This window comes from Pirellulales bacterium (genome assembly GCA_033762255.1).
In the GTDB taxonomy this organism is placed as follows: domain Bacteria; phylum Planctomycetota; class Planctomycetia; order Pirellulales; family JALHPA01; genus JANRLT01.
In genome coordinates, this window is sequence record JANRLT010000044.1 from 184,519 (window position 1) to 198,114 (window position 13,596).

Sequence of the window (13,596 nt, forward strand, 5' to 3'; positions counted from 1 at the left end):
AATGTAGCAAGCGAAACCGGACGCAGGCACCTAGCCGCGAATGTTAATCGCTAAACAGTCCCGTTGCGTACCAGATGCCGTTATTGCCACGCTTGATGTCAAAAGAATAACTGGCATGTTGGGCCCGCACCGCCCCCCAATGGCCAGCGGACTGTCGCCAGCTTTGCACACAATCGGCACAAGAGTCTAGCAAGTTCTGTTGTGGCCAGCTTTCAGCGACGACTTCGCGCGGCAGCCCCGCATAACCGCGACGCTGGGCTAGTCGCCCGCGAATTCGTTCAAACCGCTGCCCCCAGTGGTGGTGGCCCTGGTTTTGAATACGCGCTTGATAGTGCGAATGGCTGGCGGCTTCTTCGCCCAAGACGGCATCATGTGCCCCCCAGGCGCTCGCGGGACGTTCGGGATGCATGCGTACGGCAAGGATCAGCGAGCGTTGCGTAAGAGTTCCCGCCGGCAAGCTAAGCAGCGCGGGAACGGCGGACTTTTCGTAGCGATAATATTTTCCCGCTGAAAACGGCACTTGGCTGACCACTTGGCGATAATGGGGCGTATTGGGATTAGCCAGATCGATCACCGCCAGTCCCGCCTGGCCCTGCATTTCGCCAAAACTGGCATGGCTAATCAAGCGTATCTTTTTCCCCGAGCTGGATATCGTTTGTTCCAATGATTGTCTGAGCAACACAAAGTTAGAGAGGGATTTTGCATGACGGGGATCTTGCAATTGACGCAGGACATCCGCCGCGTGACCGGCACGGTCTGTTGCTGGCTCAAAAAGCATGAGAAGATATTTTTTGTCTTGTTCGGCTTCCTTCATGGCCGCCCCATAGTCCGTCAACCACGTGATTTGCCGAAGAGCAGGCGCTTTCGCGGCTGGGGGCGGTGGGACAACTTTTTTATCCACGACGGCCGTCGCTTTTGACGGCAGCGGGGAAATCATGGGTAGTGTGGTTTGCTGACCCCAAAGTCGCCCCGAGTTAAAAGCAATCGCCATACTCAGCGAGATTCCCCCCAGCAAGCACCTAAAAATCGGTATCCGGGCTTTAAGAAAATGCTCCACCCAGCGAAATTCCGTGCAAGAAACGTGTCGGGGATGAATGCCGTCGGACAACAGTCTCTCCGCAGTGAACGCTGGACAAGCCATGCTATACCTCAAGAATAAAGGAGACGCCGGGCGCAATTTGCCCTCTTCCTTGAGAGGCAAAAAACGGACCTGCGGGTCCAAACCTGCAAAAGGTGGGGAAATTCGGGCATTTTATGGGTCAACCCAGCGATGCGCGAATTTTCGGAATAACAGGATCCTACTGTTTAGCTAAAAAGGGTAGTTTGCAGAACCTGGATATGTTATGCTAGTTGGGCAGCCTGTTGGCAAGTGGGAGGAACGGACTTTTCTCGTCTTTTTTGACCTAGTCTTAGGAAGAGAACAAGCTGTTTAGTTGAGCATTTTTTCCCCATAGCACCGTGATGGAACGGCGATATGGCAAATGCTTTTCCCTCTGGCTCTAGAGGCTCTCAGCGTTCCGCTTTTCCCTGTTGATTGGTTCTCTTCAAATAAGATTTACGATCATGCAGACCCGCATTCATGCCGTCGTGCGCCCGGCCTTGATAGTTGTCGCGATCTGGTTCGCCAGCTTTGGGAACCAGCTTTGGGCAATGGCCAATCCGGCAAACACGAAAAACGCATTGGTAAATTTAGAGCGGTACCTCAGCCAGTTTCCCGCGGGATCAACCTGGCGCGATTACCTTGAACTAGAGGCGTTACACGCCGAAGCCGATGCCCCTCCCCACGCTTCACGCCCCGCGTTACTCACCACGCTGCGCAAATTGCATAGTGGCGCGGCGGGTTTAGAGCTGGCCCCGTTTGTTAATTTTCGCCGGAGCCTCCTTTCCGAGTTATCCAACGCCGAACTTGTTGAGTTTTTGCAAAATTTCCAAGGCGCCTTTCGCGCTGTCAACCCCGAAGAACTCCATGCCGCGCGAAGTGAACTGATACAGGCGGTGCAACAACTGGATAATTATCTGACACCCGGCGGCGCAAACGGCCAAAAGTGGAAAAAGTTCTTTCATTGGGACGATTTACAAAAGCAATTGGCCGCGGGGGATCAGGCTGACCCCGAGATGCTGTACTTTCTCAGCACGCTCTTTATCGAGGGGCACGAGGGGTTGGAACTACCCGTCATGCAAAACACCCGTAAAGCCATCATCCGCTATATGGACTTGCTGGAAACCGCTCAAAACGTCCAAGCCAATATCCAATTTCCCCAAGAAGTCCAAAAATTAGGGGCCACCCTGGCCGAATTCAACCAACAACCCAATCACAAAAATCGAACCGCCGTGGGCCTGCAAGTAGGACGGCTGGCCGCCGCTGGCCAAATCCCCGAAATTCTGCACACCGTGCGTTCCCGCTTTTCCCGCCCTAATCTATGGGTGCGGGTCAGCGAACGCCTAGTCGGGTCGGGAATCAACAACCACATTAGCCAGGTAGATCCGTTGACGGATAATATCTTGGGAACCTCCATTCGGGGCACAACCAACACCCAAGCGTGGCTAGTGGCAAGTCTGCGGGATAATCCCAACTATGCGCTGATCGATCTGCATCTGTCAGGCAATGTGTATTCCAAGACTGTCGGCGTCAATGGACCGGCGGTTATCCATAGTAACGGCGTCACCCGGATTGACGCACATAAGCTCATGGGTATTTATCCACAGGGAATCACCGCTGGCTCGGCCACGGCCTGGGCGGATACCGACACGACCTTTACGGGGATTGGTTCCAATCGCAAGCACTTTAATGGCTTGATCACCAAGGTCGCAACAAAACGGGCCTATGAAAGCAAGCCCCAGGCCGAAGCTATCGCCAGCCAGCATGCCCAACAACGACTGCAAAACCGGATGGAGGCCCAGGCCGGTCCGCTGATCGCGCAGGCCGACCGCGACTTAAAACGGCGGGTCAAAACGCCATTGATCCGTTGGGGGCTGACGCCTCAGGACTTGGCGATCTCATCCAGCGCAGACCATTTATATATGCGTTCATTGACCGCGGCGTCATTTCAGATGGCGGCCAATGACCAGCCCCCCGCGATTGCCGCCACGCCCTTGCCGGCCGAGATGGTGGTCAACGTGCATGAGTCGCTGGTCAATAATGCCGCAGCGACGGTCTTTGGTGGGCGAACCATGACCAAGGACGACCTGGAAACAATGCTGGTTCGCCTGACGGGCAAAACCCCCGCGGAATTTAGCCAGGGAAGCCCCTCCCCCATGCTAGACCCTGACAACCCGGATAAGGAAGATCTGGAAAACAAGGATTACGCGATAGCCTTTAGCAGTGAAAATCCCATTTATGTGGAATTTGCCGATGGAGGCTTTAAAGTCACCATCGCCGCCGATCGCTTTATCTCGCGGCCAAAGGTCAAGCCGGCGTCCGGCCCCACCCCCGCCGATGCGGCGAATGCGGCTGGGGAAGAGGAAAAAGAGTATCCCGGAGCCTACATCAGCGCCAATTACAAGCTGGAAACCAACGGGAGGGGTATTCGCGCGGTCCGCCAAGGTGACATTGAAATTACCTTTGATCAAATGATCGATACCGAACTGCGCGTCTTGCGGCGGCGACTGGCGGCCCGCTTTGGCGAAATCTTTAAACCCACGCTAGAAGGTGAAGGCCTGCAATTGCCAGGAAACTACGCCAAAATGGGCAAGCTTTACGTCCAATCGTTTATCAGCGACCAGGGCTGGCTGCAATTAGGCTGGCGAAATTAACAGCGCCGGTTGCTAGCGGGGACGATAGGTGGTGTCGCCGGTGGCCCGCAAATATCGCAGTCCCTGCCGCAGATTCGTCCGGGGACCTGTTTTTAAATGTGCCGCCCATGCTGGATCAGGCTCTTCCCGAAACAATGCCAAATGCGCGAGGGCCCAACCGTACATCGGGTCATTCATGTATTCCGGCTTGAGTAATTGAGAGTCCGGCCATTGTGTGTAACCGCTGCGCCACCCACCCCGCGGCACATTCGCTAAAAATATTCCCAGCCCAAAGTGGACCACCGTCAAATCCGTCACGAGTTCGTGGTCGTATACCTCTCCCCAAATTCGATCCTCGCCCAGTAATCGCACATGGGCCAATTCATGGGCCAGGGTTCCCACCAAGGTCATGGGATCTAGCAACTGGCTGGTTTCGACTCGTATTCGAAATCCGTCATCGTCCATCTCAAAGGTTCCCGCCGCCTGCCCCACGGCGTGCCCTTGGTCGTTGACCAGGTAGGTGTCGGTATTTTTAAAGAACACCAATTCCACGCTAGCAGGTTCGACATCCATGTAATAGCAGATCCGATCCAGCATCGTGCGGACCGTCTTATACGTCCCATCGTAGCGATCGGGAAAATACCGCGGCGTGGGCAGGATCACCGGCCGCCCACTAAAAGCACTGTCGGGAAATTCCTCCGCCAGCCATAACAAGCGATCTTCGACCCATTCCTTGGCCAGGGGATCGCAAGGACAAGTAGGAGGGAAAAGCCAATTCCACATTCCGGGCCATCAGCTAGCAAAGGTTTTGAATTGACGGATAATTTACGCGATCATCCGGGAAAAGTTCTGGTGGAACGATTTTTCTAACATTTGGCGAACACTTTTTCCACAAAGAACAACAGAATCGGGATAATTCCCTGATTATTTTACTAAGGTGTTTCCCTATATGCACTTACGTTGTATTTCAGAATTCTAATTTATTTGTAAAAACCCCAGTTTTGCGAAAAAAAAGCGTGCCAGCACAGAGTTTGCAGATTGGGAAAACTGTGAGGTACTTGCCACAGAAAAAAAATCGGGTGAAATAGAGCATGTTAAGAAGCGTGAACGCGAAGAGGCGGTATAGGAAGGTCACGCAGGGCGTTCGCCCACGGGTAGTTTTGTGTTGCTAGCAACTTTGGGTCAATCACTCATGCTGATGCCAGTGAAATTCACAATTACTACAATTAATATTTACGGATTCTACTTGCGAGGATTGCATGCCTAGGTCAAAGCTAGTCCACGAGGTTCGTTTAGGACAGGTGCGGGCGACAGTTTGGGAAGAGTCTCGCCCGGAAGGAATGAAGCATTCGGTTGCTTTGCACCGGATGTCACGAATTGACAATCATTGGTTACCGGTGGAACGATTTGAGCCGGAAGATCTGCCTATCTTGGCGGAAGCACTCGACTTGGCCCATTTATGGATCTGCGAACAAGAAGTGCTGATTGGCTAGCGGGCAACTTTTGCTAGCGATTCATTCTTTGCTAGCGGGATATAGTGAAGCCTCGGGTTACAGTGAAGCCTTGGGGCAAATGCAACCTTTGTTTAGTTGCAAGACACGTTCAGTGGCAACTATGCGTTGTCGCTTTCTACGTTGATGGCGAAGCATTCTCCGCCCTATACGGCGTAATTGATGCTAGCATATCTGCCGCCGGATTATCTTTTCCGGTGATTTTCTGATTTTTTGACGCTGTTTTATTTCAGTGAAAATCTGTCAGGCCAGTGATTATTGGCCCCTTGCCGATTTTTTCTTGATTCGAATTGCCTAGCTGGCGCGCCTGTTGTAAGATTCTTGCCCAAATGAAATTTTGCGCGGGTCCGCGGCCCGACGGGGGGGGCGCGTGAGTGAACGAAATCAATGACAAGGACGTCTGCGATGCGGATTTCGGTAATTTTAAGCACGTACAATTCGCCTGATTGGTTGGAAAACGTGCTCTGGGGCTACTCGGTGCAAACATGGCCTCCTCTGGAAATCGTGATCGCGGATGATGGCTCCACCCCCGAAACCTGGAGGCGGATCGAAAGTCTGCGTGGCGCGACCGGGTTGCCAATTCGTCATGTCTGGCATGCGGACCAGGGTTTTCGCAAATGTGCGATTTTGAATGCGGCCATTCGCTCCGCCCAGGGGGATTATTTTATTTTTTCCGACGGGGATTGCATTCCCCGGCGGGACTTTGTGGAACATCACGCGCGTCTGGCGCGGCCGGGCCGATTTTTATCCGGCGGTCTCCTGCGGCTGCCCCTGGAATTAAGCCACAAAATCTCTTCAGAAGATATTCGCGCGGGTCGGGCAACCGACGCCGCTTGGCTGCGAATTAACGGTCTGCCCGGGACTTTCAAATTGCTCAAACTTGCCGCGGGGCCGCGCTGGGGATGGTTGTGGGATCAGCTAACCCCCACCCGCGCCACCTGGAACGGGCACAACGCCTCCGGCTGGAAGAGCGATCTGATCGCGGTGAATGGCTTTGACGAGCGTATGCAATACGGCGGCGAAGACCGCGAATTAGGAGAACGGCTCATACACACCGGGATTCGCCCAATGCAAATTCGCCACCGGGCCGTCTGCGTCCACCTGGAACACGCGCGGGGTTACGTTTCCGACGAAGCTTGGGCCAGAAATCTGCAAATTTGGCGCGATACCCTGGCTCGCCGGGCAACCTGGACCGACTTTGGGTTGATTCAAAAAAACTCCGCACAAGGCCCCGCGCAGGCCGCATAATTTTTTTGCACCGTCAGACATGGAATTGATTTCACACCAACCCCACGTAGCTCATCCCCGCTTTGTGCTGATGGATCATTCGATCAAGCGGCTGGGGGGGCATAACCTGGAATACGCCGTGCATGTGTTGGCGGCGGCGGAGCAGGCGGGTTTTCAACCTGTGCTGGCGGTAAACCGGCAATTTTCAGCAACACGGCAGATTTCCCCCTCATGGCGGGTTTTGCCAGCGTATCATTACACCACGTACGAAGTCCCCAAATGGCGGGCCCGCCAGTCAAGGCTAGACCCCGCGGCGGAATTCGCCCGCTTGGTACGGCGGCAGGACGGCGGGGAGACTTGCCCCACACCTGAGGCGCATTCGGCAACATGGTGGCAGTGGCTTTCGCGGCCAATACGGCATTGGTTGTGGCAACGATATGATCGTCAACTCACGCGCTTTATCCAACAGTTTGCCGCGGACACGGCCTGCGTCTGGCAAAAACTGGGCCTGCGACAGGGGGACCAGATTTTGCTGGCCACCGTGATGGAGAGTGAATTGGCGGGCTTGGTCCAATTTTTTGAAGTAGAACCCGCCGCACTGGCCGTGGATTGGCATTTGCAGTTTCATTTTAAATTATTTGGCGGCAGGGAACCGGACTATCCCGCGCAGCAACCACAAAACCCGAACTTGGCTAGAATCTTTGCCGATGCCGCGGCACTGCCCGGGCAACAGCTAAAAATATATTGCACGACGGATCGACTGGTCGAGCAATACCACCGGATTACCTCCCTGCCCGTGCGTGATTTACCCTGGCCGGTCAATCCGCAGTTTGCCTTGCATACCAGGGAATCCGTAAGTTGTCCGCGACCGTTGCGCGTGGGTGTACCAGGTTGCATTCGCGCCGAAAAAGGAACAGGCCAACTCGCTCCGGTGGTTGCCGCATGCGCTCAAGAATTCGCGCCCGAAGGCCAAATGCAGCTCTTTGTGCAAAGCAAGCGGTTAGGCAAGCTCAGTCCGTTGTTGCGCGAGTCTGCGCAATTTTATCCATCGGTCGCGGCGGCTCGTTCATGTCGAAGGTCGGTCGCCGTGGTTAAATGGCCGCTGGGAACACGGGATTACCTGGAATTTATCCGCGCGACGGATATTGGACTGCTGTTGTACGACGCCAGCGAATATTACGTTCGTTGCTCGGGCGTGTTGGTTGAACTTTTGGCCGCGGGAAAACCGGTAATTGTTCCCGCAGGTTGCTGGATGGCCAACCAACTGGCCGAAGCCAACTGGCTGCATGTCGAGCAAATCTTACAAGCGTGTGCCATCGTCGAAAAAATACCCAGTCCAGCATGGAACTGGCGGTATCGGCCAGAGTATGTGAAAACAGCGACCTCTGCGCCGCGGCTGTTTGATAATGCCGAGCCCAAGCAGGGTTTAACCGCGGGGGGACATCTTCAACCTGCCACCATGGCAGAGGTGACGGTTCCGGCAAATTGTGCCCAACTGGCCTTGAGTTGGCGATGGCCCGGCCCACCGGCCCCTGGAAGTTATCTGGCTGTGCGTTGCAACAGCTTTAATGCCGCCAATAGCGCCCTTGGCGAATGGCGCGAAATCACCGGACAACGCGCCAGTACAACATCCGTTCCACGGCAACAAGGCTTATTAATTCCACTTCCCCGGGGGACGCGGCGGTGTGAAATTTCCCTGCAGAACGCGTATCACAATCATCCTTTGAGTCTGGCAGATGTGGAATGTGCCTTCCTTGATGTTCAGCATGAGCAGCCTTCCCCGCCTCTCGGCAAATTTGGACTCTGCTTTGCCGATGTGGGAATGGTCGGACACTTACTCAGGCAAATGTGTACTAACTATATAGCTTATGCCCAAGGAGCGCGGGAGCAGGCTGCCATGTGGGCCAAGCAGCATTCTCCAGAGGAAGTTATAACGCAATTAACATCAAACACTTACAAACCATCCCTGCATCAGTCGCGTGCAGCGTAGTATGACTAATCTTGATTATTAATGGAATTGATGACAAGTATCTATGGTAATTGCTATTATTTTTATCACAGAATGTATTGATTCTTTGCAATAAATGGCATTTTGCGCCATAATCGCAACTGTCTTGGCCATGTTGGATTTCAACACGCGTACCGCGTGAATTTCAAGTGCGCAAACTTTGACTGTCGTGCGTCTTCGGCGCGGGGGTGTTTCCCCCTTTGTTTATTCCTTAAGGTACATCAATGAAAACCCCAAATTTCCGCCGGATGACGTTGGCTGCTGTGGTTTGTTTGCTACCCGCGACTCTTCCCGCAGCGGATCGATTTTGGATCGATCCATTAGGGGGGAATTTTGTGGATAACGGCAATTGGTCCGCCGTCAGTGGCGGCGCGGGGGGCGCAAGCGTGCCGGGGGCGGCGGATGACACAAATTTTGATCTTAATAATACCTATACAGTGTCATTTTCAGGCAATGTAACCAATAACTCGTTGGATGTGGATAATGGAAATATCACGTTCGATTTGAATGGATTAACCTACACCTTGCTGACTAATTTTGGCGTGGATATTGGGACAGTATCGAATCAAACCGCGCGTTTGACCCTTATCGATGGAACATTGAATAGCGATGGCACTGGAGACGACATCTTTGTTGGGCTTTTTGGCACGGGATTTTTAACCGTCGGGACAAATGGCAAAGTGGGCACCGACACCATTCGGCCAGATTTTAATATAGGATCCAATTCCGCGGGAACCTTAACGATTAACGACAATGGGCAGGTCTTTGGACAGACAATGGTACTGGCAAGCAATTTCGGGACCGGGACCGCCACTGTCACCGGCCCCCAGGCCAGCATTGACCTAAGCGGGGGCGTGACCGTGGGATCATCTGGCACGGGGTCCCTTAACGTGCAGAGCGGCGGAACATTCAACACCCTAGGTTCGTTGACGATTGGAAGCGCGACTGGATCGGAAGGAACCGCCACGATCACGGGAAGCGGTTCTAGTCTTAACGCCGGATCAATATCGATTGGTTCCATTGGCCTGGGTACACTCACCATTAGCTCGGGGGCGACTGCCAGTACAACAAGCCTTACCCAAGCCAGTAGCGGCGTCAGCGTGGGAAACGTGGTGGTCACGGGGACCGGATCGGTCCTCAATCTTTCTTCCACCCATACGATTGGAGGGGCGGGGGAGGCCTCACTGACCATTTCCGCCGGCGGCCAGCTTAATTCGACCTCGAATGTTTCAATCGGCAATACCGGTTCGGCGAATGGCATGGCCACTGTCACGGGGGCAGACTCGCGTTGGACATTGGGTAGCGGCTTGGCTGTCGGGGCAGCCGGTCCCGGGGCGGTTACAATTTCAAACGGGGGGTTTTTTAGCACGACGCAAAACATTGTCTTGGGAACGACGGCTCCTGGCGCGGGAACCTTTACCGTCACCGGCGCGGGTTCGCAAAGTTTTTGCGCGTCGTTCATAGTTGGAAACGCGGGCCAAGGGACATTTAACGCGCTGTCGGGCGCCGAAGTTTATGTCTCTGGCAATCTCAGTATTTTCGATCCCGCGGGGGCTCCGGTCGGCGCCATGCTCTTGGATGGAGGATCCGTCTTTGTCAGCGGCAATTTCCAAAATTCAAGCGCGTTCAACTTTGTGGACGGCTTGCTGCGGGTTAATGGCAATTTTCAGGCCGCGGCCGCGACGGGACCGTTTACGCTGAACGGCACGGACAATAGCGACCTGCCAACACTGGAATTGATTGGCGGGGGATTAACCTCCAACATCACCACGCTGAATGTGGGGACGAATCGGCGCGGCGAATTACGCCTCCGCCAGGGGCGGATTGTGAATTTGGGGGCGAACTCCATCAATATCGCCTCGCTACCGGGAGGGGAGGGGACGCTCACCGTCGATTCGAGCGCGCGGCTACTCAGCAGCGGTACGCTCACCGTGGGGGGGATCGGCTTTAATTTTGGAGGCACGGGAACATTGAATATCGCCACTGGAGGGAGTGTCGATATTGGCACGTTGTTTGTCTTGGGGGACGGCACGGTTAATCTCACCGGGGGAGAGTTGGCGTTCGATTCAATAGGCTTTCTCTCGGGCACCGTCAATTGGTCCAGTGGCACGGTCCGTATGGACGCGGCTTCCAATACCATAGACGCTACTTTTGTAGAAAAATTCTTAGGCCCCGCCAATACGCTGGGCCCAGGTCGGTTGCTCTCGACTCCCGTTGCCGCGCATACATTAACTCTTACAAGCCCCATTACCCTCACGGGAGGCATGATCGACGTCAGTTCGTTTGTCAATCAAACCACACTCCAAATCCAGGCTGGTCAGGTGCGTGGCTTTGATACGGCGGCAAACTCCGGGGTGGTCCTGTTATCCCATCCGTTGGCCATATTCGACGGCTCAACAATCTCCAACACCGGCACAATTCGCGGCACGGGCAATGTAAGGGGTTCGTTAATCAATCAACTAACCGGCCGAGTCGAGGCACTCACGGGCGAACGGCTGATTTTACAAGACCCAACCTCAAACGCCGGCACCGTCTCGGTCATCGGCGGCGAACTCCAATCCAACGCGTTATTTACCAACGCCGTCAGCACGGGCCTGATCGCTGCCCGCAATGCGCTGCTCAAGTTTAACGGCGGTCTTACCAATAACGGCTCGGTCGGCCTTTCTTTTGGAACCAGCGACATTTACGGCGACATCACCAATTCCGCCACGGGCCGGATCACCGTCTCGGGGAATTCCAACGCCACGTTCTATGATGATCTGGTCAATAGCGGCGTCGTGCAGGTATCCACCGGCTCCACGGCGGTCTATTTTGGCGGTGTCAGCGGCGCGGGCAGCTTTCCCGGCGGCGGCACTAACATGTTCGAAGGGGACCTTCGCCCCGGTGCTAGCCCGGCCAATATCGTCTTTGGGGGGAACATTGTTCTGGGAAGCCTGGCCAACACCCAAATCGAAATTGGCGGCCTAATCCCCGGCACCCAGCACGACCAAATCAACGTGGGGGGTTCGGCCTCGCTCAACGGCAACCTGGAATTAGCTCTCATCAACGGGTTTATGCCAACGCCAGGCGATAGCTTTACCATACTCAACGCCGCCAATAGGATCGGTACATTTAGCAGCGTCACGGGGACCAACCCCGCGCCGGGAATCACCCTGACACCCATTTACCTCCCCACCAGCGTGGTCATCCTGAGCAGCACGACCGGCGATAAGGTCTGGGGTGTCGATGCCAGCGGCAACGCTAGCGTGGGCGGCAATTGGGTGGGCGGCGTTGCTCCCGGCGGCATCGGCGACACGGCGGCGTTTACAACAATTATCACGGCCAATCGAGTCGTGACGCTGGACGCGCCCTTAACCGTGGGAACGGTAAAATTCGACGATAACAACAACTATACGATCGCCGGCCCTGGCACGCTCACCCTGCAAAACACCGGCATGTCGGCGGCAAATATCAGCGTCCTAAACGCCCACGGAAATGGCAGCCACACAATTAACGCCAATGTCAACGCCTTAAGCAATGTCAATCTCAGCCAAGGGAGCGGCGGCATATTGACCTTGGGGGGAAATGTGACCCTCGGCGCTTCTCGCACCCTGAATAAAACAGGGGGAGGCGCGGTCCTCTTGACTGGGGGCCAAACCTACAATAACAACTCCACCCTCAGCTTCGCCGGGGGACCGATCACCTACAACCTGGACGGTATGGACGGGGTCGCTTTAGGTACGGGCGTCACGGTGCAACTGGCCGCCGGAACACAACTCAATCTGGCCGGTAGCAACACTCCGTTTTCCGATGGCACCGACCGCGCGCGGGTCTTTACCAATTCCCCCACCAGCCTGCTGAATATCCTGGGCATTAATCAAGCCGCTGGCCGAGTTACGGGACCAGTGACGATCGCCTTTCCCAATGGCAGCCCCACGGGACGCACCGATCTCGACACTCGCACTGATTTAACAGTCACCGGTCTGCGGCAAAATCGACTCACTCTGGCCCCAGGATCGCCTGTCATTCCCACCCGGCTTACCGTGGAAGCAACCGACGGCGCGGCGCAGGGGTTGCTGGTCCTGGATAACACGACAGTCAATGGAGGCACCGGCGCGCCGGGACTGATACTAGGGAATGACGCTTTGATCGACCTGAACGATAACGACCTGGTCCTCCACTACGAGGACACCCCCGCCGATCCCAATCCCCTGGCCACCGTCACCGGTTACCTGGATAACTACTACAGCTTTGGCATGGCACCCGGCAGCGGGGTGCCGATCATCGGCAGCACCGTTGTTGATAACTCTGGTGGTACCCGCGTGATTATCGCCGTGGACAACGTCAACACTCAATTTGGCAATATCGGCAATCCTTTTTATGATCTCACCCTGGGGGATTCCAACCTAGGGACAGGTTTTACCCAAATCATTATTCGCTTTACCTATCCGGGGGACTACAACCTGGACGGACAGGTGGACGGCGGCGACTATGTCGTGGTCGATTCGTTCCTTGGCACACCCACGCCTGGATTATCCGGGGGTTGGACGCTGGGGGACGGGGATTTTGACGGCATGGTCACTTCGGCGGATTACCTGCCGATCGACAGCAACTTTGGCTCGGGCGTGGGGAATCCCCTAGGCGTGAATTTGGGGTATATCGGTAATGCAGCCAATCCTGCGGTAACTGCCATTCCCGAACCGAGCGTCTGGCTGGCAGCGGGACTGGCCAGCCTGGGTGTCGCCCGCCTGGGCCTGCGCCGGCGGCGGTAGGGGGCAGGGGAGAGGGGTTAGGGGTCAGGGAGACGCGGGACGCGAGGCGCGGTGCGTGGGACGCGGACCTGCCGCTTAGCCGCGACGCGCAGCGGAGCACGGTATTTGGTTTTTGGAATTTGGTTACTGGTATTTTTGCTACGACCCACAAAGCCACCGATGGTATCGGCGGTCCGCGACGCGGTGGACAGCAATATTTGTAGGAGGCAACTCCGTTGCCGAATATCACCGTGCAGGGGTGCGTAGGCCCCTTGCCGCGATGCACGGCGCAGCGTAGCGGACAGTACCCAGATCGTCGAATTCTGGGTACTACCTACTTCACTCATAATATTTACATTCAAGTTCCTTTTCTCATTTAAAATTCACA

7 protein-coding genes are annotated in these 13,596 nt (G+C 55.2%); 5 read left to right on the forward strand and 2 right to left on the reverse strand.

All coding sequences use genetic code 11. The annotated features are described in order from the left end of the window. Nucleotides 1–43: 43 nt before the first annotated feature. The gene (locus SFX18_13025) at nt 44–937 is read right to left on the reverse strand and encodes a hypothetical protein (protein MDX1964069.1); all 894 of its coding nucleotides are present in this window, start codon (nt 935–937) and stop codon (nt 44–46) included. Between the two features lie 626 nt (nt 938–1,563). Between SFX18_13025 and SFX18_13030 the strand changes: the two genes are divergently transcribed. Beyond that, the gene (locus tag SFX18_13030; protein MDX1964070.1) at nt 1,564–3,753 is read left to right on the forward strand and encodes a hypothetical protein; all 2,190 of its coding nucleotides are present in this window, start codon (nt 1,564–1,566) and stop codon (nt 3,751–3,753) included. A gap of 12 nt (nt 3,754–3,765) precedes the next feature. Here the strand turns inward: SFX18_13030 and SFX18_13035 are convergent, their stop codons facing one another. Then, nucleotides 3,766–4,515 (reverse strand): hypothetical protein, encoded by a 750-nt coding sequence (locus SFX18_13035; GenBank protein MDX1964071.1) that lies wholly within the window; start codon nt 4,513–4,515, stop codon nt 3,766–3,768. A 476-nt stretch (nt 4,516–4,991) separates the two neighbouring features. Between SFX18_13035 and SFX18_13040 the strand changes: the two genes are divergently transcribed. From SFX18_13040 to SFX18_13055, 4 genes are all read left to right on the forward strand, one after another. Beyond that, nucleotides 4,992–5,225, forward strand: a complete 234-nt coding sequence (locus tag SFX18_13040) for a hypothetical protein (protein MDX1964072.1) — start codon at nt 4,992–4,994, stop codon at nt 5,223–5,225. 423 nt (nt 5,226–5,648) lie between these two features. Beyond that, nucleotides 5,649–6,491, forward strand: coding sequence for a glycosyltransferase family 2 protein (locus tag SFX18_13045; GenBank protein MDX1964073.1), 843 nt, complete (start codon nt 5,649–5,651; stop codon nt 6,489–6,491). Between the two features lie 19 nt (nt 6,492–6,510). Beyond that, entirely contained in the window at nt 6,511–8,460 is a 1,950-nt protein-coding gene (locus SFX18_13050; protein MDX1964074.1) for a hypothetical protein, read from the forward strand. 242 nt (nt 8,461–8,702) lie between these two features. Further along, nucleotides 8,703–13,229, forward strand: coding sequence for a hypothetical protein (locus tag SFX18_13055; protein ID MDX1964075.1), 4,527 nt, complete (start codon nt 8,703–8,705; stop codon nt 13,227–13,229). The last annotated feature ends 367 nt before the right edge of the window (nt 13,230–13,596 follow it).